This window comes from Enterobacter sp. H2G27, assembly GCF_054403075.1.
Window position 1 is genome coordinate 4,079,653 of the sequence record NZ_JBSVSI010000001.1, and the last position, 23,969, is coordinate 4,103,621.

General features: G+C 57.4%; 23 protein-coding genes. 6 read left to right on the forward strand and 17 right to left on the reverse strand.

Annotated features, from left to right (window positions below; all coding sequences use genetic code 11):
- Positions 1-86 precede the first annotated feature (86 nt).
- Positions 87-848: a uridine phosphorylase gene (gene udp, locus ACW9E7_RS19445; protein ID WP_003860792.1), complete on the reverse strand. Its 762-nt coding sequence runs from the start codon at positions 846-848 to the stop codon at positions 87-89.
- 255 nt (positions 849-1,103) lie between these two features.
- Between udp and ACW9E7_RS19450 the strand changes: the two genes are divergently transcribed.
- Positions 1,104-1,910 carry a dienelactone hydrolase family protein gene (locus tag ACW9E7_RS19450; protein WP_115877022.1) on the forward strand — a complete coding sequence of 269 codons (807 nt, stop codon included), beginning with the start codon at positions 1,104-1,106 and terminating at the stop codon, positions 1,908-1,910.
- Positions 1,911-1,959: 49 nt separating this feature from the next.
- On the opposite strand, the gene metE is transcribed toward ACW9E7_RS19450, so the two are convergent.
- On the reverse strand, positions 1,960-4,221 hold the full coding sequence (gene metE / locus ACW9E7_RS19455; RefSeq protein WP_458728236.1) for a 5-methyltetrahydropteroyltriglutamate--homocysteine S-methyltransferase: 2,262 nt from the start codon (positions 4,219-4,221) through the stop codon (positions 1,960-1,962).
- 115 nt (positions 4,222-4,336) lie between these two features.
- Between metE and metR the strand changes: the two genes are divergently transcribed.
- Entirely contained in the window at positions 4,337-5,290 is a 954-nt protein-coding gene (gene metR / locus ACW9E7_RS19460; RefSeq protein ID WP_045357166.1) for an HTH-type transcriptional regulator MetR, read from the forward strand.
- Here the strand turns inward: metR and ACW9E7_RS19465 are convergent.
- The 3 genes from ACW9E7_RS19465 to pldB all read right to left on the reverse strand — a co-directional run bounded on the left by ACW9E7_RS19465 (position 5,178) and on the right by pldB (position 7,984).
- On the reverse strand, positions 5,178-6,077 hold the full coding sequence (locus ACW9E7_RS19465) for a carboxylate/amino acid/amine transporter (RefSeq protein ID WP_133295315.1): 900 nt from the start codon (positions 6,075-6,077) through the stop codon (positions 5,178-5,180). The two genes, metR and ACW9E7_RS19465, sit on opposite strands and share 113 nt — an antisense overlap.
- Before the next feature lie 82 nt (positions 6,078-6,159).
- Positions 6,160-6,960: a sugar/pyridoxal phosphate phosphatase YigL gene (yigL, locus tag ACW9E7_RS19470; protein ID WP_136196058.1), complete on the reverse strand. Its 801-nt coding sequence runs from the start codon at positions 6,958-6,960 to the stop codon at positions 6,160-6,162.
- Between the two features lie 31 nt (positions 6,961-6,991).
- Positions 6,992-7,984 (reverse strand): lysophospholipase L2, encoded by a 993-nt coding sequence (gene pldB / locus ACW9E7_RS19475; RefSeq protein ID WP_111963538.1) that lies wholly within the window; start codon positions 7,982-7,984, stop codon positions 6,992-6,994.
- Between the two features lie 110 nt (positions 7,985-8,094).
- On the opposite strand from pldB, the gene rhtB reads away from it, so the two are divergent.
- On the forward strand, positions 8,095-8,715 hold the full coding sequence (rhtB, locus tag ACW9E7_RS19480; protein WP_458728237.1) for a homoserine/homoserine lactone efflux protein: 621 nt from the start codon (positions 8,095-8,097) through the stop codon (positions 8,713-8,715).
- Here the strand turns inward: rhtB and rhtC are convergent.
- The 3 genes from rhtC to pldA all read right to left on the reverse strand — a co-directional run bounded on the left by rhtC (position 8,712) and on the right by pldA (position 12,183).
- Positions 8,712-9,332 (reverse strand): threonine export protein RhtC, encoded by a 621-nt coding sequence (gene rhtC, locus ACW9E7_RS19485; protein WP_010426287.1) that lies wholly within the window; start codon positions 9,330-9,332, stop codon positions 8,712-8,714. The genes rhtB and rhtC overlap by 4 nt on opposite strands.
- A 61-nt stretch (positions 9,333-9,393) precedes the next feature.
- A complete protein-coding gene (gene recQ, locus ACW9E7_RS19490; protein ID WP_047345452.1) occupies positions 9,394-11,223 on the reverse strand; it encodes an ATP-dependent DNA helicase RecQ in 1,830 nt (609 codons plus the stop codon).
- Positions 11,224-11,313: 90 nt separating this feature from the next.
- Entirely contained in the window at positions 11,314-12,183 is an 870-nt protein-coding gene (gene pldA, locus ACW9E7_RS19495) for a phospholipase A (protein ID WP_133295316.1), read from the reverse strand.
- Between the two features lie 163 nt (positions 12,184-12,346).
- Between pldA and yigI the strand changes: the two genes are divergently transcribed.
- Together yigI and rarD are read left to right on the forward strand one after the other, a co-directional pair.
- Positions 12,347-12,814, forward strand: a complete 468-nt coding sequence (gene yigI, locus ACW9E7_RS19500) for an acyl-CoA thioesterase YigI (protein ID WP_008501538.1) — start codon at positions 12,347-12,349, stop codon at positions 12,812-12,814.
- A gap of 51 nt (positions 12,815-12,865) precedes the next feature.
- Positions 12,866-13,762: an EamA family transporter RarD gene (gene rarD, locus ACW9E7_RS19505; RefSeq protein WP_008501539.1), complete on the forward strand. Its 897-nt coding sequence runs from the start codon at positions 12,866-12,868 to the stop codon at positions 13,760-13,762.
- Between the two features lie 83 nt (positions 13,763-13,845).
- Here rarD and corA read toward each other — a convergent pair whose 3' ends face one another.
- The 8 genes from corA to lptM form a co-directional block, all read right to left on the reverse strand.
- Positions 13,846-14,796, reverse strand: coding sequence for a magnesium/cobalt transporter CorA (gene corA, locus ACW9E7_RS19510; protein ID WP_008501540.1), 951 nt, complete (start codon positions 14,794-14,796; stop codon positions 13,846-13,848).
- A gap of 150 nt (positions 14,797-14,946) precedes the next feature.
- Positions 14,947-15,003, reverse strand: a complete 57-nt coding sequence (ysgD, locus tag ACW9E7_RS19515; protein WP_212743980.1) for a YsgD/CorL family protein — start codon at positions 15,001-15,003, stop codon at positions 14,947-14,949.
- 149 nt (positions 15,004-15,152) lie between these two features.
- Positions 15,153-17,315 carry a DNA helicase II gene (uvrD, locus tag ACW9E7_RS19520; RefSeq protein ID WP_458728238.1) on the reverse strand — a complete coding sequence of 721 codons (2,163 nt, stop codon included), beginning with the start codon at positions 17,313-17,315 and terminating at the stop codon, positions 15,153-15,155.
- Between the two features lie 76 nt (positions 17,316-17,391).
- Entirely contained in the window at positions 17,392-18,108 is a 717-nt protein-coding gene (yigB, locus tag ACW9E7_RS19525; RefSeq protein WP_045909227.1) for a 5-amino-6-(5-phospho-D-ribitylamino)uracil phosphatase YigB, read from the reverse strand.
- Positions 18,108-19,010 carry a tyrosine recombinase XerC gene (xerC, locus tag ACW9E7_RS19530; protein ID WP_252034854.1) on the reverse strand — a complete coding sequence of 301 codons (903 nt, stop codon included), beginning with the start codon at positions 19,008-19,010 and terminating at the stop codon, positions 18,108-18,110. The genes yigB and xerC overlap by 1 nt, the downstream gene beginning before the upstream one ends.
- The gene (locus ACW9E7_RS19535; protein WP_111963533.1) at positions 19,007-19,714 is read right to left on the reverse strand and encodes a DUF484 domain-containing protein; all 708 of its coding nucleotides are present in this window, start codon (positions 19,712-19,714) and stop codon (positions 19,007-19,009) included. The genes xerC and ACW9E7_RS19535 overlap by 4 nt, the downstream gene beginning before the upstream one ends.
- Complete coding sequence (gene dapF / locus ACW9E7_RS19540) at positions 19,711-20,535, reverse strand: diaminopimelate epimerase (protein ID WP_008501545.1); 825 nt, start codon at positions 20,533-20,535, stop codon at positions 19,711-19,713. Before dapF ends, ACW9E7_RS19535 begins: the two co-directional genes overlap by 4 nt.
- A gap of 35 nt (positions 20,536-20,570) precedes the next feature.
- A complete protein-coding gene (gene lptM / locus ACW9E7_RS19545) occupies positions 20,571-20,774 on the reverse strand; it encodes an LPS translocon maturation chaperone LptM (RefSeq protein ID WP_024907980.1) in 204 nt (67 codons plus the stop codon).
- A gap of 135 nt (positions 20,775-20,909) precedes the next feature.
- Between lptM and cyaY the strand changes: the two genes are divergently transcribed.
- Positions 20,910-21,230, forward strand: a complete 321-nt coding sequence (gene cyaY, locus ACW9E7_RS19550) for an iron donor protein CyaY (RefSeq protein WP_458728239.1) — start codon at positions 20,910-20,912, stop codon at positions 21,228-21,230.
- A 91-nt stretch (positions 21,231-21,321) separates the two neighbouring features.
- Here cyaY and cyaA read toward each other — a convergent pair whose 3' ends face one another.
- Complete coding sequence (cyaA, locus tag ACW9E7_RS19555; RefSeq protein ID WP_458728240.1) at positions 21,322-23,865, reverse strand: class I adenylate cyclase; 2,544 nt, start codon at positions 23,863-23,865, stop codon at positions 21,322-21,324.
- Positions 23,866-23,969 lie beyond the last annotated feature (104 nt).

Genomic DNA, 23,969 nt, shown 5'->3' on the forward strand with positions numbered 1-23,969 from the left:
ACGTCCAGTTTGAAAGGGTTTTCCTGCGAGGCGCTACGCAAAAAATAAAGGCCGAACGTGTCGGCCTTTGATTTAAGAAGAGAGGACTAGATCAGGCGACGCGCTGCTTCCACCACGATTTTCACTGCATGACTTTCGGTCTGCTTCATGGTTTCGGCGTTCGGGATCTCTTGCTGGGTACGGTTGACGATAACGCCCGCCACCATACCGGCACGCAGACCCTGGCTTGCACACATGGTCAGCAGCGTTGCGGATTCCATTTCGTAGTTCATCACACCCATGGACTGCCACTCTTCCATTGAGCCTTTGAAACGGCTAACCACGCGGCCTGAGAAGGTATCGTAACGCTCCTGGCCCGGGTAGAAGGTGTCGGAAGAGGCGGTTACGCCCACGTGAGTGGTTGCGCCTACGGATTTCGCAGCTTCAACCAGCGCGGTGGTACATTCGAAATCAGCCACTGCCGGGAATTCCATTGGTGCAAAATGCAGGCTTGCGCCGTCCAGACGGACGGACGCGGTCGTGACCAGAACGTCGCCGACGTTGATATGCGGCTGAATAGCGCCGGTCGTACCGATACGCAGGAAAGTGCGGATGCCCAGCTGCGCCAGCTCTTCAACAGCAATAGACGTAGACGGACCACCGATACCGGTAGAGCACACGATCACCGCTTTGCCATCCAGCTCTGCGCGCCAGGTGGTGAACTCACGATGGGCAGCCAGCTTGACCGGCTTATCCATCAGCGCGGCGATCTTTTCCACACGCTCCGGATCGCCAGGGACGATGGCGAGCGTAGCCCCTTGTAAATCGTTTTTAGTGAGGCCGAGATGAAAAACATCAGACTTAGACATAGGTGACTCCTCTGTGGGTCGGTTAGTCAGAAGAAGTAAAACGGTACTTTACAGAAGCAGTAAGCATATTTTCGTGACGAACCTCACCATGAATGAAAATGGTTACATTGAATTTCCATAAAAAAGTGACTTACATCACATTAACAAGTTATATCGCCAGGTGCTGCACAAAAGATAGACCGTTTAAGGCACTGTGAGTTGTTAACCTGGTGTCTATATTTACCTTTGCGCTAACTCATTGGTACGGAGAATGCCATGACTGAAAAAACCGGTTTTGCACCTGCTGCGGCCCCACATGCTTCAACCATCGTGTCGACTCCAGAAGCGGCAATTACCGCGGGCGAGACCTCTATTCCCTCGCAGGGGGAGAATATGCCTGCTTATCACGCCCGACCAAAATCGGCAGAGGGTCCGCTACCCATCGTGATTGTGATTCAGGAGATATTTGGTGTTCACGAACACATTCGCGACCTCTGCCGCCGGCTGGCGCTGGAAGGGTATCTGGCCGTTGCGCCAGAGCTCTACTTCCGTCAGGGCGATCCGAACGACTACAGTGATATTCCAACATTGCTCAGCAACCTGGTCAGCAAAGTCCCGGACGCGCAGGTGCTGGCCGATCTCGATCATGTCGCCAGCTGGGCGGCGCGCAATGGCGGCGATCCGCATCGTCTGCTGGTCACCGGTTTCTGCTGGGGCGGTCGCATTAGCTGGCTGTATGCCGCGCATAACCCGCAGCTCAAAGCTGCTGTCGCCTGGTACGGCAAACTGGTGGGTGAAAAAACGCTGAATTCGCCTAAACATCCCGTCGATATCGCCACCGAGTTAAATGCCCCCGTGTTAGGGCTTTATGGCGGTCAGGATACCGGTATTTCGCTGGATTCGGTAGAAACCATGCGCCATGCGCTGCGTGCGGCCAATGCGAAGGCGGAGATTGTGGTGTACCCGGATGCCGGGCATGCGTTTAACGCCGATTATCGTCCGAGCTATCACGCGGAATCAGCCAAAGATGGCTGGCAGAGAATGCTGGCGTGGTTTAGCCAGTACGGCGGTAAGAAAGCGTAATAACAATAAGCCCGGAGGCAGTTACGCCTTACCGGGCCATCCAATACCCCTACGCCTGACGCAAATTCTGCGCTGCCTTCACCATGTTCGCCAGCGCTGCGCGGGTTTCAGGCCAGCCGCGGGTTTTCAGTCCGCAGTCCGGGTTTACCCAAAGACGCTCTGCCGGAATACGCTGGGCCGCTTTTTTCAGCAGGGCTTCAATCCACTCCACGCTCGGCACGTTCGGGGAGTGGATGTCGTACACGCCCGGCCCGATTTCGTTCGGGTAGTCGAATTCTTCAAACGACTCCAGCAGCTCCATATCTGAACGCGAGGTCTCAATAGTGATCACGTCGGCGTCCAGCGCGGCAATTGAATCCATGATGTCGTTAAATTCGCAATAACACATGTGGGTGTGGATCTGAGTGTCGTCCTTCGCCACCGCGGCGTTGATGCGGAACGCCTCCACGCCCCACTGCAGGTAGGCGTCCCAGTCGCTACGACGCAGCGGCAGACCTTCGCGCAGGGCCGGTTCGTCAATCTGAATAATGCCAATGCCTGCGGCTTCCAGATCCGCCACCTCATCACGCAGCGCCAGGGCGATCTGTTTGGCGATGGTTTCACGGGTCACGTCTTCACGCGGGAAGGACCAGCAAAGAATGGTCACAGGACCGGTGAGCATGCCTTTCACCGGCTTGTCGGTCAGGGACTGGGCGTACTTCGCCCACTCAACCGTGATCGCTTCCGGACGGCTGACGTCACCGATGACCACCGGCGGCTTCACGCATCGGGAGCCATAGCTCTGCACCCAGCCGTTCTGGGTAAAGACGAAGCCGTCCAGGTGCTCGCCAAAGTATTCCACCATGTCATTACGCTCTGCTTCACCGTGCACCAGCACGTCCAGCCCAAGGCGTTCCTGCTCGATAATCGCCTGCTTGATGTGTTCCGCGATCCCGGTGCGGTAGTGATTCGCATCCAGATTGCCCTTTTTAAAGTCCAGACGCAGGCCGCGGATCTCGGTGGTCTGCGGGAAGGAACCAATCGTCGTGGTCGGCCACGCAGGCAGATTGAAGCGGGCGCGCTGGGCTTCGGCGCGCACCTCATACGGGCTCTGGCGCTGGCTGTCCTGGGCGGTGATGGCCGCCAGACGTTTTTCCACCGCCGGGTTATGCACGCGCGCGGAGTGGCGGCGCGCCCGGATCGGGGCGCTCCATTCGGTAATTGCCGCCGTGTCGCCGCTGTTCAGCGCGTCGCGCAGCAGGGCCAGCTCTTCACATTTTTGCAGCGCGAAGGCAAACCAGCTCTTTACTTCAGGGTCGAGACGGGTTTCCACGCTCAGGTCGATCGGGCTGTGCAGCAGCGAGCAGGACGAGGCCACCCACAGCTCACGTTTACCGACGATGTCTTTGATTTGTGCGTATTTCTCGGTCAGATCGGCGCGCCAGACGTTACGGCCATTCACCAGACCGGCGGAGAGCAGCCAGTCCGCTGGCAAACGCTTGTGCAGCTCCGTCACATCATCTTTACCGTGTACAAGGTCTACGTGCAGGCCCTGCACCGGCAGCGCGGTAATCGTGTTCAGGTTCGGCGTCACGCCTTCGAAATAGGTTGTCAGTAGCATCTTCACCTCCCCGGTGAGCGCGTCATACGCTGGTTTGAAGGCATCGAGCCATTCCTGAGGCAACTCGAGCACCAGCGCCGGTTCGTCGATTTGCACCCACTGAATACCGCGTTTGCCCAGCTCAATCAGCACCTGTTTGTAGACCGGCAGAATGTCCTTCAGCAGGCTCAGACGATCGAACTGCTCGCCTTTGACTTTCCCCAGCCACAAATAGGTCACTGGCCCCAGCAGCACGGGTTTAACCTGGTGGCCCAGCGCCAGCGCTTCGTCCACTTCATCCAGAAGCTGCGTCCAGGTCAGTCTGAACTGCTGGCCTTTGGCGAACTCCGGCACCATATAGTGATAGTTAGTGTTAAACCACTTGGTCATCTCCGCCGCTGCCGCTGGCTCACCCGTTGGCGCACGGCCACGGCCGATGCGGAACAGGGTATCGATATCTACCGATCCATCTTTGTTCTGATGACGAGCCGGCACGTTGCCAAGCAGCAGGCTGGTCGTCAGAACATGGTCGTACCAGGCGAAATCGCCCACCGGCAGCAGGTCAATGCCCGCCTGCTTCTGCTGATCCCAGTGGCGGGCGCGCAGCTCGCGTCCCACCGCCAGCAGCTCTTCACGCGTGGCGTTACCCGCCCAGTAGCTTTCTTGCGCTTTTTTCAGCTCGCGACGCAGGCCAACGCGAGGGAAACCGAGAGTGTGATTGCGGATTGTCATGGTGTACCCCTTGTGAAATTCGTTATTTAGACGTCCAGATGTTTACACTTCTATAATTGGCAGGTACTGTATATTCCTCAAGCGCAAAATGTTCATGGCGAAGTGAAGGACTTTCATGATCGAGATTAAACACCTGAAAACGCTACAAGCGTTGCGGAACTGCGGTTCGCTCGCGGCTGCTGCGGCCACGCTGCACCAGACACAGTCCGCCCTTTCTCACCAGTTCAGCGATCTGGAACAACGCCTCGGCTTCCGTCTTTTTGTGCGTAAAAGCCAGCCGCTACGCTTTACGCCGCAGGGTGAAATTCTCCTTCAGCTGGCGAATCAGGTTCTGCCACAGATCGCGAGCGCGCTGCAGGCGTGTAACGAACCGCAGCAGACCAAACTGCGTATCGCTATTGAGTGCCACAGCTGTATTCAGTGGCTGACCCCCGCGCTTGAGAACTTCCGCCAGAAGTGGCCGCAGGTGGAGATGGACTTTAAATCCGGCGTGACGTTCGACCCGCAGCCGTCGCTGCAGCAGGGCGAGCTGGATCTGGTCATGACCTCTGACATTCTGCCGCGCAGCGGCCTGCACTATTCGCCGATGTTTGATTATGAGGTGCGCCTGGTGCTGGCGCCGGACCATCCGCTGGCGGCCAAAACGCGCATCACGCCGGAAGACCTGGCGACGGAAACGCTGCTGATTTACCCGGTTCAGCGTAGTCGTCTGGATATCTGGCGTCACTTCCTGCAGCCCGCGGGCATTAGCCCGCAGCTAAAAAGCGTGGATAACACCCTGCTGCTGATTCAGATGGTGGCGGCCAGAATGGGTATCGCGGCGCTGCCGCACTGGGTGGTGGAGAGCTTTGAACGCCAGGGTCTGGTGGTGACCAAAACCCTGGGAGAAGGACTGTGGAGCCGGCTGTACGCTGCCGTGCGCGATGGCGAGCAGCGTCAGCCGATTACGGAGGCGTTTATTCGCTCAGCGCGGAACCACGCGTGCGATCATCTTCCGTTTGTGCGGAGCGCGGAGCGACCCATCGGCGATGGACCCACAGCGAAGCCAGGATCACCGCTCCCCCAATAAGGAAGCTCGGCCAGTGCGGCTGTTGCTGCCAGATAGCGAGGTTGACCAGCAGCCCTGCCGGGACATGCACGTTGTTCATGATCCCCAGCGTACCGGCGTCGACCTGAGTCGCGCCGTAGTTCCACATGAAGTACCCCAACCCGGAAGCCACGACGCCCAGCCAGATCAGCACGCCCCACTGCACGGACGTAGTCGGCAACTTTTGCGGGTTACCGAGCATAAACCACGCCGCTACCGCGACAATCGCGGCGCCCATATAAAACCATGCGAACGCGTTATGCTGCGGCATCGGACGGGTTTCCATCAGGCGTTTGTAGCCCACCATGCCGATAGCGAAACTGATGTTGGCGAGCTGGACGAACATCAGCCCGGTCCAGAAGTGATCGCTTACTTTGTCGTAGCGAATAATCGCCGCGCCAATCACCGCCAGCGCCGCGCTCAGCAGGTATCCCCAGCGCAGACGGCGTTTACTCAGCAGATCGTAAATCAGCGTGATGTAGAGCGGCGTCAGCACGGTAAAGAGCAGGAATTCCGAGACGGACAGATAGACGTAAGCCCGGAAGCTGAACAAATACATGATGCCGAGCTGCATCGCCCCCACCAGCATATACAGCACAATCGTTTTCAGCGACTGTCCGCGCGTGCGCAGAAACGGCAGGAACACCAGCGCCGCCAGCCCCACGCGCATCAGCACCGAGAAGTAGCTGTCGACCGAACCGGCAAGGTATTCGCCAATCAGGCTAAAGGAGAAGGCCCACAGGATAGTGGTGATAATGAGTAGCGCCACAATGCTTGTCTCTCAGAAAGAAGGAGAGGCATTGTAGCGAACTCTTTAGTTGACAACTGAGCAATAAACAATCAAGTGAAGATTATTCAAGGAACAGCTTGCGCAGATACTTCGGTACCGCGTTGTCAGCGTTAGAACCAATGACTTCCAGTTCAGGGTGGAGATCCTTCAGACGCTGGTGCGCGTTCTGCATGATGCAGCCCTTGCCTGCCATTGAAAGCATCTCGGCGTCGTTCATGCCGTCACCGAAGGCGATACAGTCTTTCAGCCCGAAGCCCAGGCGTTTCGCAACCGCTTCCAGCGCGTGACCTTTGGAGACGCCACCCGCCATCACTTCAAGACAGGTCAGGGTTGAGAAGCTTACGTTGACGCGATCGCCCCAGCGAGCGTTGATCGCCTGTTCCAGCGGGAGCAGCTCTTCGTGGCTATCACAGGTAAAGAACACCTTGCTGATCCCTTCCGGCTCCAGCAGGCCCGGTTCGTAAAGGGAGTAGTTGAATACCGCTTCCTTGAAGAAACGCATTTCATCCGGGCGGTGGCGGTTCATAAACCAGTCGTCGTCGCGGTAAACGTTAGTGACGATAGTCGGGTTGTTATGCACCACGCCAAACAGATCGGCGGCAATATCGCGATCCAGGTTGTGGGTAAAGATCAGGTTGCCGTCGGTATCATGCACGCGCGCACCGTTGGAGGTGATCATGTACGATTTGATCTCGAGATTATCGCGGATCTGCCCCACGTCGACGTGGTGGCGGCCGGTAGCGAACACAAAGTTCACACCACGTGCAGTCAGGAGTTTTAAGGTCTCTTTCGCGTAAGGCGACAAGGTGTGGTCGGGGGAAAGCAGCGTGCCATCTAAATCAGATGCAACAACCTGGTACATAGGGATTTCAACCTCTGGTGGAAAACAAAAATCAATTATGCCTGTTGAAAAATTCAACAATGGCGTTGAGCGCGACTGAGCGCATAGCGTCCTTTTCAAAAAGGATCTCATGGAACGCGCCGTTAATGACCAGCGGTTTACCCCCTTCACAAGGGTGACCGGCAGCAGCGCGCAGTTCACAATAGCGGTCATGCATGCGGTTATCCACCACACGCTCTTCTTCCGCCTGAATCAGAAGCGTCGGCGTATCATCATCGCCTACGCCCGCCAGCACCTGCTCACCGGCCATAATACCCTCCCGCACCCAGTGCCAGGTCGGGCCGCCGACGCGTAAGCGTGGTTCATCGGCATAGAAGCGCAGGTTGCGGCGATAACGCTGCCGACTATGGGTTAAGACGTTGATGGCGAACGGCAGCGCGCGCCAGCGTCCTGTACCTATGGCGTAACCTTCACGAATGCGCTGATGGCCCTCAGCCCAGTCAAGAAGATGGCGCACCATCCAGTCAGGAAAACGGATAACGATACCGTACATCGGCGCGGTCAGCGCAATGGCATCGCACTGGTGTTCATAACGCTGCAAAAACAGCGTCGATATCGCGCCCCCCATGGAGTGCGCAAGGATGTATCGCTTACGCCAGGGACCGGGCTGAACGTCCTGCTGCCAGAACGCGGCAAAATCGTCGACGTAATCGCTGAAGCGATCGACGTGCCCACGGTGCGTGTCCGGAAGCATACGTCCGGACAGCCCCTGCCCACGGTGGTCGATAATCAGGACATCGAACCCCATATGGACCAGGTCGTAGGCCAGCTCAGCGTATTTAACGTAGCTTTCAATACGCCCAGGGCAGACCACAATCACCCGGTCATTTTTTTCATTTCGGAAACGAACGAAACGCACCGGGATGCCCCCGACGCCCGTAAACTCATCTTCCTCACGCTGCCGCCAGAAATCGGTCAGCGGCCCCATAGAGAAAGCAGCAAAAGCGTTTTCTCGTGTTTCCCAGTCCTTTTTCTGCTGAAACATTGGGTTTCCACTCACGTAATCCAGGGAATATCGTTTTTTTCGTCACCGGTCACAAAATGACTCAATAATAGCGTATTGTGGCATAAAAATAGACGGTTCGGGAGTTTCAAATGACCTTCGAGTGGTGGTTCGCCTACCTGCTGACATCCATTATCCTCAGCCTTTCTCCGGGTTCGGGTGCTATTAACACCATGACTACCTCAATCAACCACGGTTACCGCGGTGCGGTGGCATCCATTGCCGGACTGCAGGCCGGGCTGGGCATTCATATTGTGCTGGTTGGGATTGGTCTGGGGACACTTTTCTCCCGCTCGGTGCTGGCGTTTGAAGTGCTGAAATGGGCCGGGGCAGCCTATCTGATTTGGCTCGGCATCCAGCAGTGGCGCGCGGCAGGCTCCATCAACCTGAATACGCTGGCTCTGACGCAAAACCGCGGCCATCTGTTTAAGCGTGCGGTATTCGTCAACCTGACCAACCCGAAGAGCATCGTGTTCCTCGCCGCGCTGTTCCCGCAGTTTATCGTTCCGCATCAGCCCCAGGTGATGCAGTACGTGGTGCTGGGCGCGACCACTATTATCGTCGATATCATCGTGATGATTGGTTACGCGACGCTGGCGCAGCGAATTGCGGCGTGGATTAAAGGGCCTAAGCAGATGAAGGCCCTGAATAAAGTCTTTGGCTCGCTGTTTATGCTGGTTGGCGCGCTGCTTGCGTCAGCGCGTCACGCTTAGCGAGAAATGATGAGATGAATGCCGAAGCCGGCGAACAGCGCGCCGGCGAAGCCGTCAATCCACTTCGCGATACGCTGATAGCCGCGGCGCATCGCCGGTAAGGCAAACAGGCTGGCCACGATAGTAAACCAGGCAAAGGTTTCAACGACGATCAGCAGGAAGATTCCCCAGCGTGCGCCCGCGCCGACGCTATCGCCGACAAACAGCGAGAACACCGAGCCGAAATAGATAATCGCTTTTGGGTTCGCCAGATTAGTCAGCAACCCTTTTACAAAGCTGCGACCGCCCGTTGCCAGCTCCACCTTTGGCTCTTCCGGTTTTTTCTCTTCTTTCTTCAGCGCCCCGCGCAGCATCTGGTAGCCCATCCAGCACAGGTACAGCCCGCCGCCGACCATAATGATGTTATGCAGCCAGGCCATCTTCGCCAGGATCAGGTTCAGACCGAGCAGCGCAACGGCCGCCCAGACCATAACGCCCATGGTGATACCGAGCACGCCCATCATCGCCTCTTTTCGGGAGCGGCTGACGGCCGTTTGTGACACGAAGAAAAAGTCCGGGCCGGGGCTCATCAGCGCAACGATGTGCACTAATGCCACGGTGAGAAATAGCATTAACATAATTAGCTCGCGGGGAAATAATTTAGTGAGTCATCATCCTGGCACTTTTTCGCCCGGCTGACTACTCTTCATCGTCGCCGTCGGCGTGAGAGCGGATGAGCGCCATAAACTCTTTACCGAAGCGCTCCAGCTTGCGCGTCCCCACGCCGTTGACGCTGAGCATCTCGCTGGCGCTAAGCGGCATCTGCTCGGCCATCTCAATCAGCGTCGCGTCGTTGAACACCACGTAAGGCGGGATGTTCTCTTCGTCGGCGATGGCTTTACGCAGCTTACGCAGTTTGGCGAAAAGCTTGCGGTCATAGTTGCCGCCGTAGGATTTCTGCATCACCCGCGGCTTCAGAGCGATGACGCGCGGCACGGCGAGCTTGAGCTCAACGTCACCGCGCAGCACCGGACGCGCCGCTTCGGTCAGCTGCAGGGCGGAGTGCTGGGCAATGTTCTGCGTGGCGAAGCCGAGGTGAATCAGCTGGCGAATAATGCTGACCCAGTGCTCGTGGCTCTGATCCTTGCCAATACCGTAGACAGGCAGCTTGTCGTGGCCCATGTCGCGGATACGCTGGTTGTTGGCGCCACGCAGCACTTCCACCACGTAGCCCATACCGAAGCGCTGGTTCACGCGGTAAATAGTCGAGAGCGCCTTACGCGCGTCCATGAGGCCATCGTACTGCTTCGGCGGATCGAGGCAGATATCGCAGTTGCCGCAAGGCTCCTGGCGCCCTTCACCAAAGTAGTTGAGCAGCACCAGACGACGGCAGGTTTGCGCTTCGGCAAACGCGCCCATCGCGTTGAGCTTGTGGCGCTCGATATCCTGCAGCTGTCCCTGCGGCTTCTCTTCCAGACAGCGCCGCAGCCACGCCATATCGGCCGGATCGTAAAACAGCATCGCTTCCGCAGGCAGACCGTCGCGCCCGGCGCGGCCGGTCTCCTGATAGTAGGATTCGATATTGCGCGGAATGTCGAAGTGCACCACAAAGCGCACGTTGGGCTTGTTGATGCCCATCCCAAACGCCACCGTCGCGACGACGATCTGCAGGTCGTCGCGCTGGAATTTTTCCTGCACGTCGGCGCGGATGTGGTTCTCTAACCCGGCATGGTATGCCGCCGCGCTAAAGCCGCGGTTTTGCAGACGCGCGGCGGTGTCTTCCACCTTTGCGCGGCTGTTGCAGTAGATGATGCCGGACTTGCCGCGCTGCTCCTGGACGTAGCGCAGGAGCTGATCCAGCGGCTTGAACTTTTCCATCAGCATATAGCGGATGTTTGGGCGATCGAAGCTGCTGACCTGGATATAGGGGTCGTTCAGCCCGAGCAGGCGAACGATATCCAGCCGCGTGGTATCATCCGCCGTGGCGGTAAGCGCCATAAACGGCAGCTCGGGGAAGCGCTGACGCAGCTGGCCGAGGGCGGCGTATTCCGGGCGGAAATCGTGTCCCCACTGGGAAATACAGTGCGCTTCATCCACCGCCAGCAGGACCGGGTTCCAGTGCGCCAGGTGGTCGAGGAAGTTATCCAGCATCAGGCGCTCCGGGGCGATATACAGCAGGCGGATCTGCCCGGTGCGGCACCCGGCCATGACCTCTTGCTGCTGCTCCCGGGTTTGGGTCGAGTTGAGACAGGCCGCCGCCACGCCGTTGGCGAGTAGCTGGTCAACCTGGTCTTTCATCAGAGAAATTAGGGGGGATACCACGACCGTCAGGCCGTTAAGCACCAGCGCGGGAACCTGATAACAGAGGGACTTGCCGCCGCCGGTCGGCATTACCACCAGGCAATCACGACCTTCCAGCACCGTTTCAATGATGGTTTCCTGGCCAGGGCGGAACTGCTGGTAGCCAAAGGTTTCATGCAAAACCTGTTTAGCCAGCGACTCCTGATTCAATACTTCCGCCTGCGCCACGTTAACCCCATATGCCTGAAATGAAACAGGCGCTATTTTCAGCGCCTGAGAGAGAAACTTCAACGTTTAACGCAAAAACATTCGAACAGCCTAGAGAATATCGTTCAGCATCACGCCCACGCCGACGCGGGTCTGGTTGAAGTTGTAATCGATAAGCGACTCGCCGTAACCGCTGTAGACTTGCGTATAAAGGCGGACATGCTTGCTTACCGGATAGCTTAAGCCCACTTCCGCGCCGCCGTAGCCGGTGTTCCAGTTATACTGACCTTTCGCACTCAGCACGGCATCACCTAACTGGTAGCCGACTTTAAGCTGGTAGTAGCCCATATATTTGGTGATGTCCGGGTTGTCATCAGTGCTGCCGACCACATACCACGGCTTCACTTCCACCATCCAGTTACCGTTCTGCGCCATCAGGCGCGTATAGGCACGGTTCCAGCTACGGGATGTCGGATCGGAACGTCCGTTAGAGTCATGGTTAAAGCCCACTTCCACATCGCGTAACGTCCAGCCCGCAAACTCATAATCCGTTGCAAAGCCGAGGAACAGCTGGGGCTCATAGTTGGTTTCGCGGAACGGCGAGGATTCCCCGCTGTTAGAGAGCTGCCACCAGGACTTCTGCGTATAGGAGGCACCAAACACCGAGTTCGGTCCCAGAATGCCGCGCCAGAACGGGAAAGCGAGGCTGAGCTGGAACTTCACCTCATCTTTACGCGCATTATCAGACCAGTTATAGGAGCTTATCGCCTCTTTGTTGAGATCGCTGGTCTGGGTGTAAATCACGTAGTTGGTGTCATACGGATAGAGCGTGAACGGATTGTCATGCTCCTGAAGAAGGTTCGCGATAATGCTACCGTGAACGGCAGGCTTATCATGCACCTCTTTGATTGTCGCTTCCTGCGCATATGCTGTGAGGGGCAGCGCAACCGCCGCCAGTAACCATGCCAGATACGTCCGCATCGGTGGTGTTCTCCTGCAAAAGAGTAAAATTAGCTAAATAGTTATGTGGCGGACATTCTACAGACTTCTGCGACAACTGCTGCATCCTCGTTTCTGAAAGTGGAATTCCTTGTTGCTGAGGCATAAAATCAACATTTCGTTAACAATAAGGATGTGATGCCTCATGTCAGCCATGCTTACCGCCGAAGAAGTGTTAAAACTCGTGGGCGAGATTTTTGTTTACCATATGCCGTTTAACCGCGCGCTGGGACTGGAGCTGGAGCGTTACGAGAAAGACTTTGCCCAGCTGAGCTTCAACAACCAGCCGATGATGGTAGGGAACTGGGCGCAAAGTATTTTGCACGGCGGCGTGATTGCCTCCGCGCTTGACGTGGCGGCAGGTCTGGTCTGCGTGGGCAGCACGCTGACCCGCCATGACACCATCAACGAAGACGAACTCCGCCAGCGTCTGGCGCGCATGGGCACCATCGATCTGCGCGTCGACTATCTTCGCCCGGGGCGCGGAAATCGCTTTACCTGTACCAGCAGCCTGCTGCGCGCGGGGAATAAAGTCGCCGTGGCGCGCGTTGAATTACACAACGAAGAGCAGGTGTATATCGCCAGCGCAACCGCCACTTATATGGTGGGTTGAGGCGGCAAAATCGGGTAAAATTAATTCACTTTTTTGTAACGGATTTTCCCGATGGATGCTAAACAGACGCGGCAGGGCGTTTTACTCGCCCTTGCCGCTTATTTTATTTGGGGTATCGCCCCGGCGTATTTCAAGCTTATCGCCTACGTTCCGGCCGATGAGATCCTGACTCACCGCGTCATCTGGTCGTTCTTCTTTATGATTGCGCTGATGAGCCTCAGCCGTCAGTGGTCGGGCGTCAAAACGCTGCTGCAAACCCCGAAGAAGATCTTCCTGCTGGCACTTTCTGCCGTGCTGATTGGCGGCAACTGGCTGCTGTTTATCTGGGCGGTGAATAACCATCACATGCTCGAAGCGAGCCTGGGGTACTTCATTAACCCGCTGGTGAATATCGTGCTGGGGATGATTTTCCTCGGTGAGCGCTTCCGCCGGATGCAGTGGGTGGCGGTGATTCTGGCCTTCTGCGGCGTACTGGTGCAGCTCTGGACCTTCGGCTCGCTGCCGATTATTGCCCTCGGCCTGGCGTTCAGCTTTGCGTTCTACGGTCTGGTGCGTAAGAAGATTGCGGTAGAAGCGCAGACGGGGATGCTGTTTGAAACCCTGTGGCTGCTGCCCGTGGCGGCGATTTATCTTTTCGGCATCGCCGACAGCCCAACCAGCCACATGGGCAGCAACCCGTGGTCGCTGAACCTGATGCTGATGGCGGCGGGCGTGGTGACCACTATTCCACTGCTGTGCTTCACCGGTGCGGCGACGCGCCTGCGTCTCTCCACGCTGGGTTTCTTCCAGTACATTGGACCGACGCTGATGTTCCTGCTGGCGGTGGTGTTCTACGGTGAGGTGCCAGGGGCGGATAAGATGGTGACGTTCGCCTTTATCTGGGTGGCGCTGGCGATTTTCGTCGCCGATGCGATTTATACCCAGCGCAGGGGGCGCAAAGGGCTGTGAAGTTGCCCTAACTCTAACCCTCTCCCACAGGGAGAGGGAATTCGATCGTAGGGCGGGTAAGCGCAGCGCCACCCACCAGATTTTTACAGCCAGTTCCGGCGCTTAAAGTACAGATACGGCGCCAGCCCCGCGAGGATCATAAAGATAATCGCCCCCGGGTAACCAAAGCTCCACTTCAGCTCCGGCATAAACTCGAAGTTCATCCCGTAGCTGGATGCCACCAGCGTTGGCGGCAGGAACACTACAGAAACCACCGAGAAGATCTTGATGATGCGGTTCTGCTCGATGTTGATAAAGCCCATCGCCGCCTGCATCAGGAAGTTGACCTTCTGGAACAGGGATTCGTTGTGCGGCAGCAGGGATTCGATATCGCGCAGGATCTCACGCGCCTGCTCCAGCTGACCGCCCGGCAGACGCGCCTTGCGCACCAGGAAGTTCAGCGCGCGCTGGGTATCCATCAGGCACAAACGCACCTTCCAGCCGATATCTTCCAGCTCTGCCAGCGTGGACAACGCTTCGTCGTACTCATCGCCCTGATGGCCTTCCATGATCACGCGGCTCAGCTTTTCCAGATCGCTGTAGATGTTTTCAATTTCGTCCGCCAGCTGTTCAATTTTGGTCTCGAACAGATCGAGCAGCAGCTCGTAAGCGTTACCATCCACCATTGCCTGGCTGCGGGCGCGCATGCGGTAGAGACGGAATGCCGGCAGCTCGCGCTCGCGCAGCGTAAACAGGCGGCCGTCGCGAATGGTAAACGCCACGGTGGAGTTACCCGCGTGGTCTTCCGCATCTTCAAAGAAGAAGAAGGAGTGAATATGCAGACCGTCTTCGTCTTCAAAAAAACGCGCGGATGCTTCGATGTCTTCCAATTCCGGGCGGGTTGCCAGGCTTTGCCCCAGCTCAGATTGTACGCGAAGGCGCTCATCGTCGTCCGGCTCGACCAGATCCACCCATACGGCATCAATGAGGGGCTGTGACTCTTCGGCTTCAAGCCGAGTCAGTCGGTTATTTTCGAGTTGAAATGCGCTCAACATGACCGGGACTCCCAATGCAAAAAATATCGGACAGTTCGGTGGGCACACAGAAACAAATTGGGTTTCAGACCATTAAACAGCCTGACTCAGCGCGACGGGAATAATGCAGTCGCTGACAACCACTAAGGCCATCAGCAAGAGGAGATAGCCTTAGGAGTTGTTCCTGGATGACAGGGAATTGAGCCAGTATCTACTGGGTGTGTCCAAGGCGAATGTCCTCTTAGCGTAATCGTGCGCGCATGTTACGCCAGCTATAACTGTGGCGTCAACACGCAACGAAACGCTGAAGGGCATTAATTGACCTTCAACGTATAAGGCTAGCAGATTATTACAAAATAATGATATTTTTCTGAATGTTAGACTGTTTCCAGCTTCGCGTAGGCCGCCACCAGCCATTTGATCCCCTGCCCCTGGAACGCCACCTGCAGGCGGCTGTGCTCGCCGCTGCCTTCCAGATTCACAATGGTGCCTTCGCCAAACTTCGAATGGCGCACGCGCTGGCCCAGCTTGTAGCCAGTGTCGGTTTCCGCAATCGGCGATCCCATGCGCTGATGGCTGACAGGACGACTGATGCTTGCCCGCAGACGCACCTCCTCCACGCACTCTTCCGGCAGTTCACCGATAAAGCGCGACGGACGGTGATAGACCTCTTTACCGTACAGACGGCGGGTTTCCGCATAGGTCAGCGTCAGCTTTTGCATCGCGCGCGTCACGCCCACGTAGGCCAGACGACGCTCCTCTTCCAGACGGCCGCCTTCATCCAACGACATCTGGCTCGGGAACATCCCCTCTTCCATCCCGACGATGAATACCTGCGGGAACTCCAGCCCTTTGGCGGAGTGCAGGGTCATGAGCTGAACCGCATCCTGCCAGGTATCGGCCTGTCCTTCCCCCGCTTCCAGCGCGGCGTGGGAGAGGAACGCCTGCAGCGGCATCAGGTCTTCGTCTTCTTCGTTGTAGCTGAACTGGCGCGTTGCCGTGACCAGTTCCTCTAAGTTCTCAATACGGGTCTGGCCCTTCTCGCCTTTTTCCTGCTCATACATGGTGCGCAGGCCGGAATCTTTAATCACCCGGTCGGTCTGCACGTGCAGCGGCATGTCGGCCGTTTCCTGCGCGAGGGCGTCAATCAGCTCAAGGAAGCGCTGCAATGCGCTGGCGGCACGTCCGGCGAGCGCTTTTTCCTGCAGCAGCTCGCGGCACGCCTGCCACAGAGTCAGCTGGCGGTCGCGCGAGGCCTGACGCACCACGTCCAGCGTGCGGTCGCCAATCCCGCGGGTCGGAGTGTTGACCACGCGTTCAAACGCCGCGTCGTCGTTACGGTTGGCAATCAGACGCAGATACGACAGCGCATCTTTGATTTCCTGACGTTCGAAGAAGCGCATACCGCCATAAATGCGGTACGGCATGCTCACCTGCAGCAGCGCCTCTTCCAGCACGCGCGACTGGGCGTTGCTGCGATAGAGAATGGCGCACTGCTCCAGCGCGCCGCCATTGTCCTGCCAGGTTTTAATGCGGTTCACCACGAAGCGCGCTTCGTCGAGCTCGTTGAAGGCGCAGTAAATCGAAATCGGTTCGCCATCGACACCGTCGGTCCACAGCTTTTTACCCAGACGCCCGTTGTTGTTCTCAATCAGGGCGTTGGCCGCGCTCAGGATGTTGCTGGTTGAGCGGTAGTTCTGCTCCAGACGGATGGTTTCCGCGCCGGGGAAATCGTTGAGGAAGCGCTGGATGTTCTCCACCTGCGCCCCGCGCCAGCCGTAGATCGACTGGTCATCATCGCCCACGATCATCACCTTGCCGGTATCGCCGGCCAGCAGGCGGATCCACGCGTACTGGATGTTGTTGGTATCCTGGAATTCGTCCACCAGGATATTGGTGAAGCGTTCACGGTAGTGCTGCAGGATGTGCGGTTTGTTCAGCCACAGCTCGTGGGCGCGCAGCAGCAGCTCGGCAAAATCCACCAGACCGGCGCGATCGCACGCTTCCTGATAGGCCTTGTAGACGTTCTGCCAGGTCTGCTCGACCGGGTTGCCGAAGCTCTGAATGTGGTGCGGGCGCAGCCCCTCGTCTTTCTGGCTGTTGATGTACCACATCGCCTGACGCGGCGGCCACTGCTTCTCGTCGAGGTTCATCGCCTTGATCAGGCGTTTCAGCAGACGGAGCTGGTCTTCGCTGTCGAGGATCTGGAAATCTTGCGGCAGGTTGGCGTCCATGTGGTGTGCGCGCAGCAGGCGGTGCGCCAGGCCGTGGAAGGTGCCGACCCACATGCCGCCCTGGCTGGTGCCCATCAGCTGGGCGATGCGGTGGTGCATCTCCGCCGCCGCTTTGTTGGTGAACGTGACCGCCATGATGGAGTACGGCGAGCAGTTTTCCACGCTCTGCAGCCAGGCGATACGGTGAACCAGCACGCGCGTCTTACCACTGCCCGCTCCAGCCAGCACCAGCAGGTTGGTGCGCGAGGCGGCAACCGCGTCACGCTGTTTGTCATTAAGGCTGTCGAGCAGGTAAGAAACGTCCATTGGCACCGTCACGTCATGTCGGGCTGGCGAATAGCATTCGTCAAAACCCTGTTAATTTATACAGAACAATTGATGATTATATCAGCGTCGTGAGGGATGCCAACCGCGAAATTTCCACGTGCGGCAGAAGACGGCTATCGGAGGCGATCATCAGGTCAGCATTTTCCGGCTTGATCCAGCAGGCCTGCATCCCGCAGCGGATGGCGCCGGCCACGTCTGTGGTCAGGTCATCCCCCACGTGCAGGATCTCACCCAGCGGCAGGTTAAGCTTATCTGCCGCCAGATGGTACATGTCACTGAACGGCTTCGCGCGCCCGTGAGGACCCGCACGCAGCACGAATTCAAAATAATCGCTGAGGCCAAACAGCTCCGGCTGGGCATTGCCGTTGGTGATGGCCACCAGCGGCCACTTTTCGGCAAGCTTCGCCAGCGTGTCGTGGGTTTCCTGCGGCACGTCGATACGGCTGCGCCATTTAGCAAAGTTTTCCATGGCCGCTTCCGCCCCAATGGCGGCATCCTGCGCGCTCAGACCCACGTTGAGCATCGCCTGCTCAACCGCGCGACGACGCCATTCGGTCACGTCGTGGTAAATGTCCGGCTCGGTCTCACGCAGGGACTGGCGCAGCTTCTGGAAGTCCTTGTTCTGTATCGCCTTCAGTGCGGGATGGTAGTTCTGCACAAACGCCAGGGACTCCTGCTCGGTGCGCAGGATCACCTCGCGGTTGTCATAAAGAGTGTCATCAAGGTCAAACGTCAGGGCTGAGATCTGACCGAGTGGGCGGTAAAAACGCATTATTTCCCCCGTTTGGCGCGTGGATGCGCCGCGTCATACACCGAGGCAAGGTGCTGGAAGTCTAAGTGGGTATAGATTTGAGTGGTCGACAGATTTGCGTGGCCAAGCAGTTCCTGCACGCCGCGCAGATCGCCGCTCGACTCAAGCATGTGTGTCGCAAAGGAGTGGCGCAGCTTGTGCGGGTGAACGTGGCTGTTCAGCCCCTGCTTAATACCCCACTCCGCAAAGCGCTTCTGCACGTTACGCGCCGAGATCCGCTTGCCAAGCTTCGACAGGAACAGCGCATCCTCTTCGGTGCCAAACAGCCCGCGCAGGTCAAGCCAGTGCTCAATCCAGGAGACCGCATTGCGGCCAATCGGCAGGCGGCGCTCTTTGCTGCCCTTACCCATTACCCACACTTCGCCAGATTCCAGATCGAGATGCTTGAGGTCGAGGTTAACGAGTTCAGACAGACGTAACCCGGCACCGTACATCACCTCCAGCATCGCGCGGTCGCGCACGGCCAGCGGATCGTTAAGGTCGATATCCAGCAGGCGGTTTACGTCGTCAACGTCAATATTTTTAGGCAGATGGCGCGGCGCCTTCGGCGTGGCGATCCCTTTTGCCGGGTTGGCTTTTAAGCCCCCCTGGCTGACCAGCCAGTCGAAGAAGCTGCGCAGCGCAGAGAGCCTGAGCGCCAGGCTTGCCGGGCTGAGATTTTTTTTACGGCTACGCACGACAAACCCGCGTACCGTCGCAGCGTCACATTGTTGCCAGCTTTTCAGGCCGATTTCGTCGGCGATCTGCATGATGGCATCAAGCTGACGCTGATAGTTAAGCAGCGTAATGGGGCTAAGCTGACGTTCCACGCCGAGATAGCGCAGAAAGCGCGAGACGTCAGTGGCGAGCAGTCCGTCCGTCATACGCGCTCAATCCAGCGCTCCAGCAGCTCAGGCAGCATCAGGGCGATCTCCTGCAGCAGGTGCGTGGCTTGCCCCTGCTCGTAGTGATGCGCGTCGCGGCTGGTAAATAATATGACGCCCAGATCGCCATCGCGCCCCATCAGCGACATCGCCACCGAGCCAATCGCTTTGGCTTCCGGTAATACCACCAGCAGCTCAGGCCCGTTCAGCGGCCCCAGATAGTGGTGATCATGGCCCAGACGCTGAATGCGCAGCGGTTCAAATGCCTGACGGCTGAGTGCCAGATGGGTAAATCCCGACGGCGCGCCGATGCGCCAGCGGTCAGGGAAAAGACGAATCGTTGCGCCCGCCAGCCCCAGCTCGCGCGCCCAGCGGTGGAAACGGCTGAGGAACTCGTCGAGACTGTGCGCCGACGCCAGACGCGCCTGCAGATGCAGCAGTCGATAGAACAGGCTTTCGTTGGTGCTGGCCTGCTCCATCAGCAGCGTCATGTTCTCTTCAAGCTGGCTGATGTGGTTGCGCGAGCGCGCCATGTGCCATTCGACCAGCGACACGGTTCCGCGAACCGGGTGCGGCACGCGCATCTCTTCGACGACGCGTGCATTGCGAATAAAAAACTCAGGATTGCGCAGCAGATAATCAACAACAGCCCTGTCGTCCAGTTCCGTCACTGTTTCCTGCAGTTCTTCCCCTGGTTGTTTCATAGATGGATAAACCCGTCATAGACATGTGCCGCCGGGCCAGTCATATACAGTGGATGACCCGGTCCTTTCCAGGCGATATCAAGCCGACCGCCCGGTAATTCGACGCGAACCTCTTCAGCCAGTAACCCCTGGGAGATGCCCACGGCCACCGCAGCACAGGCACCGCTTCCGCAGGCCTGAGTCTCACCCGCGCCGCGCTCGTAAACCCGCAGGCGAATGTGCTCGCGCTTCACCACCTGCATAAAGCCGATGTTCGCGCGCTCCGGGAAACGTTCGTGGCTTTCCAGTACCGGGCCGAGCGTTTCGACCGCGGCGGTTTCCACATCATCAACCTGAATCACGCAGTGTGGGTTACCCATAGAGACGACGCCGCACAATACTGTCTGCTCGGCCGCACGCATAATATAGGTCTTTTCCGCTTTGTTTGCGCGAAACGGCACGACGGAGGGCTCGAAGTTAGGCTCGCCCATGTTCACGCGCACCAGCTCATCATCGGTGACGCTGAGCACCATGCGACCATTGGCCGTACTGACGCGAATATCACGCTTGTTGGTCAGCCCTTTCAGGCGGACAAAGCGGGCGAAACAGCGCGCGCCGTTGCCACACTGGTTAACTTCGCTGCCGTCCGCGTTGAAAATACGGTAGTGGAAATCAAGATCGGGATCGTACGGTGGCTCGACCACCAGCAGCTGATCGAACCCCACGCCCAGATGCCGATCCGCCAGGCGACGGATCAGTTCAGGCGAGAAAAACACATTCTGCGTTACCGCGTCGACGACCATAAAATCGTTGCCAAGGCCATGCATTTTAGAGAACTGCATCATTTGCTCCATTGCGCGGGTACAGAACGTTGTCGTCAGAGATTAACCTGAGTCGGGCCACCGTTGTCGCCACGATCGTTAGTATTTGGCGTGGTAGACTCAATACCGCTGTTAACCGGTTTCGTCGGCGGCGGCGCGGTTTTATCCGCGGGCGGAAAGTACAGTGGTCCCTTCAGTCCGCAGCCAGTCAGGCTAAACAGCGTGATGAGAACGGCAAGCGTTCGGAAAGCGTTTTTCATTATAAAGTTGCCCGTAAGTTCAAATCTGTTTCTATCATCGCAGGAGAAGACACAAAAGCAAGAGTTTGCCGCTTTCCTGCAACGGGAATTATTTAGGGTTATACTGCCGGCATCACGAAAAACAGGAACAAAACCATGAACGACAGTGAATTCCATCGCCTTGCCGACAACCTGTGGATGACCATCGAAGAGCGTCTTGACGACTGGGACGGTGACAGCGATATCGATTGTGAAATCAACGGCGGCATTCTGACCCTGAGCTTCGAAAATGGCAGCAAAATTATTATTAACCGCCAGGAGCCCTTTCACCAGGTGTGGCTGGCCGCTAAACAGGGCGGCTATCATTTCGATCTGAAAGACGGGGAATGGGTTTGCGACCGTAGCGGCGTACCGTTCTGGGATCTGCTGGAACAGGCGGCGACCGCGCAGGCGGGTGAGAACGTGCGTTTCAGGTAGTTTTCTTGCCCGGTGGCGGCTGCGCCTTACCGGGCCTACAACGGCTCGAACCGTAGGCCGGGTAAGCGTGAGCGCCACCCGGCGAAAAGGCTCAGGAGAAATACTGCTGCAACAGCGGCGCGGTGTCCTGATTGGCAGGCGCGGTTGGCGTGACGGATTGGGTGCGGAACGGAATCACCTGCGTACGGCCGTCGACGTTCACAATCTGGTAGAACTGCGGCAGGTTAAAGTTGATAAAGCTTGAGCCGTAGGTAAAGCGGTCATGCGAAGAGGAGTAGAAGCGGCTGACGTCGCGCACCAGCTCCTCTTTACTGCCTTCACAATGGTGATACACCTCGGCGCGGTTGGTCTCATCCAGAATGTAGATGTTGAATCCGGCATCGTCGCCCGACTCTTCAAAGAAGAACTGAATAATCCCTTCACTTGCGAATCCGTCCACCACCTGCGGGAGCTTAACGTGGTTGGTTTCCACCTGCACCGACAGGCCATGCAGCTTGTTGTGTGAAATCGCGCCGTAAAACTCGATGGCGTTTTCCAGCTTCTGTACCGACACGTTCAGGCGCTCGAAGAACAGTCCCCAGGTCTGACCGGAGACGCGCAGCGCTTTAAAGCGGCCTGTTTCCTGACGGGTACTGGAGAGACGCAGTTCGATACACTCAGAAACCAGCTGCTGCACGCGGGTGCGAATTAAACCGCGCAGGTGCTGGCTGTAGCAGAACACTTCCACGCTGTCCGGCGGCGCGGCATCCTGGTGCATCTTGCCAAGAATGGTTTTCAGCGCTTCGATCATTGCCTGCTCGCCGTTGAAGTGCAGGGTACGCACTTCGTTCCACGAGTTGCGGTACAACAGATCGACACTGCCTACCAGGCAGTTTTGCTGCTCGCCAAAGCTAAAGACGTCCAGCTTGCGGAAGTCAAAGTGAACCACCTGATTGCGGAAGGCCGCCGTCGGGTCGTATTCCAGGTTGACGATAATCGCCAGATGGCGAATCTCACACGGGCTGTAGAGCGCTTTCGGCGTAGGGGCAGGCAGACGCAGCGGGAAGTGGTGCGATACATCCGTGACCATCTCCTGCAGCTTAGCAAGATCAACCACCTCGTTGCCTTTGATAAACAGGCGCGTGCGCGAGGTCAGCAGACCGTTAAACCAGGCCCAGGCCACCAGCTTGTTCAGGTAGCGGTTATACTCCAGCGGCTGATGGCTGATAATTGAATCCATGCTTGGCGCACGGTTGTAAAGATACCACCCGGTGCGGTTTGCACGGCCCGGCGGCACAAAGATAAAGGTCAGATTCGGTTCAGACAGGTCTGGCGAAATCTGCGGGTTAACCAGGGTAACTTTACCCGGCAGCGCTTCAAACGCGGCGTAAAGCTTACGGGTCAATACCCCGATGTCCTGCGGGCTGGCAGAAACGCTGAGGTTGTTACGGCGCGCAAAGCGGATCAGGTTGCGGTAGCTTTGCATCATCGCATCGAGCAGTTCGTTGTGCGCTTCACGCACCTGATCGATTTTCCAGTTGGCCCGGTTATCGAGCATGGACAGACGCGCTTCGTCCCATCCCCACTCTTTCACTAACTGACTGACCACTTCACGACGCCAGCCCACGCAGGCGCGTTCGCGGCTCAATTTCTCACAGACTTTGAGATAGAAACATCGACGCACCAGGTCAAGACGCGTGGTGTCATCGATGGCTTTCAGGTACTCGGTTACGCGCTCCAGCATCATGCAGTAGGCGTCCAGCCCGAAGGAGACGATTTCCCCGTCGTGCAGACGCTGCTTGATATCTTTCGCCAGCAGGCGCGGCGTAGGGTATTCCCAGGAATAGGCTTCCAGCAGCAGCGTTTTCAGCACCGCTTTATACGGTGAGTCGATACTCTTATAGAGCTGCCAGAGGCTTGCGCCAAAATACTCTTCTGCTGACAGAGAGCTGAGGCCGCCGAGATCCAGCCATTCGTTTGGCGTCAGTACGCCCTGCGCGTAAAGCGACATGACGTAGTCATCGTAATGCTCTTCTTCTTCGCACGGGACCATATTCCACAGAATACGCTTCCCGGCCAGACGCACAGCAGTACGGTAGAATTCATCCAGCAATAAGATGTGCTGAGTCGAGCCGCAGTCCTCACCACCCAGACTGCCGCTTTCGTTATGGCGGAAACGGTTTTCATCAATCAGGAAGAAGCTCACTTCCACGCCGAGCGAGGCCGCCCAGCTCTCCAGCAGGCTGCATTTACGCTGCAGTAGCTGACGCTCGTCGTTATCGAGCCAGGACTGATGACAGACCCAGATGTCCAGGTCCGAAGAACAGCTTTGCCCTACCGATGAGGTGCTCCCCATTGAGTAAACGCCGGTAATAGGCAGTTCACCTTTTGGAGATTCCTGTGGCGGCATGCCGCGGTAAAGTTCCAGCTCGTTCAGATAATGCTGTTGGGTTTCATCAGGCGTGAAAAGGCAAATGCCCTGGGGAACGTTACCGTCAAGGTAGCCAGGCATCAGCGGATGGTGATAGTGCAATAATGTCGGCAGCAGACTGTATACCTGCTGGAAAGCAGGGCCCATGGCAGCAAGCGCGCGATCCACACGCAGTTGATTTATGGCATCCAGTCTCTGTTTCAGAGTCTCAATATAGAGGTACAAGACGTATCGCCTGATGTTTCCGGGTGTCGCAAGCTATTCAAAACACGAGTAACAGCGGACCCGCAGTATTTCAAAAAGATAACCGTTACCCTTTTTCGCCCTTA

What these genes read in the sequence shown, in the direction of transcription:
- udp (WP_003860792.1), bottom strand. Translation starts at nt 848, where the DNA reads ATGTCTAAGTCTGATGTTTTTCATCTCGGCCTCACTAAAAACGATTTA.
- ACW9E7_RS19450 (WP_115877022.1), top strand. Translation starts at nt 1,104, where the DNA reads ATGACTGAAAAAACCGGTTTTGCACCTGCTGCGGCCCCACATGCTTCA.
- metE (WP_458728236.1), bottom strand. Translation starts at nt 4,221, where the DNA reads ATGACAATCCGCAATCACACTCTCGGTTTCCCTCGCGTTGGCCTGCGT.
- metR (WP_045357166.1), top strand. Translation starts at nt 4,337, where the DNA reads ATGATCGAGATTAAACACCTGAAAACGCTACAAGCGTTGCGGAACTGC.
- yigL (WP_136196058.1), bottom strand. Translation starts at nt 6,960, where the DNA reads ATGTACCAGGTTGTTGCATCTGATTTAGATGGCACGCTGCTTTCCCCC.
- pldB (WP_111963538.1), bottom strand. Translation starts at nt 7,984, where the DNA reads ATGTTTCAGCAGAAAAAGGACTGGGAAACACGAGAAAACGCTTTTGCT.
- rhtB (WP_458728237.1), top strand. Translation starts at nt 8,095, where the DNA reads ATGACCTTCGAGTGGTGGTTCGCCTACCTGCTGACATCCATTATCCTC.
- rhtC (WP_010426287.1), bottom strand. Translation starts at nt 9,332, where the DNA reads ATGTTAATGCTATTTCTCACCGTGGCATTAGTGCACATCGTTGCGCTG.
- pldA (WP_133295316.1), bottom strand. Translation starts at nt 12,183, where the DNA reads ATGCGGACGTATCTGGCATGGTTACTGGCGGCGGTTGCGCTGCCCCTC.
- yigI (WP_008501538.1), top strand. Translation starts at nt 12,347, where the DNA reads ATGTCAGCCATGCTTACCGCCGAAGAAGTGTTAAAACTCGTGGGCGAG.
- rarD (WP_008501539.1), top strand. Translation starts at nt 12,866, where the DNA reads ATGGATGCTAAACAGACGCGGCAGGGCGTTTTACTCGCCCTTGCCGCT.
- corA (WP_008501540.1), bottom strand. Translation starts at nt 14,796, where the DNA reads ATGTTGAGCGCATTTCAACTCGAAAATAACCGACTGACTCGGCTTGAA.
- uvrD (WP_458728238.1), bottom strand. Translation starts at nt 17,315, where the DNA reads ATGGACGTTTCTTACCTGCTCGACAGCCTTAATGACAAACAGCGTGAC.
- yigB (WP_045909227.1), bottom strand. Translation starts at nt 18,108, where the DNA reads ATGCGTTTTTACCGCCCACTCGGTCAGATCTCAGCCCTGACGTTTGAC.
- xerC (WP_252034854.1), bottom strand. Translation starts at nt 19,010, where the DNA reads ATGACGGACGGACTGCTCGCCACTGACGTCTCGCGCTTTCTGCGCTAT.
- ACW9E7_RS19535 (WP_111963533.1), bottom strand. Translation starts at nt 19,714, where the DNA reads ATGAAACAACCAGGGGAAGAACTGCAGGAAACAGTGACGGAACTGGAC.
- dapF (WP_008501545.1), bottom strand. Translation starts at nt 20,535, where the DNA reads ATGCAGTTCTCTAAAATGCATGGCCTTGGCAACGATTTTATGGTCGTC.
- lptM (WP_024907980.1), bottom strand. Translation starts at nt 20,774, where the DNA reads ATGAAAAACGCTTTCCGAACGCTTGCCGTTCTCATCACGCTGTTTAGC.
- cyaY (WP_458728239.1), top strand. Translation starts at nt 20,910, where the DNA reads ATGAACGACAGTGAATTCCATCGCCTTGCCGACAACCTGTGGATGACC.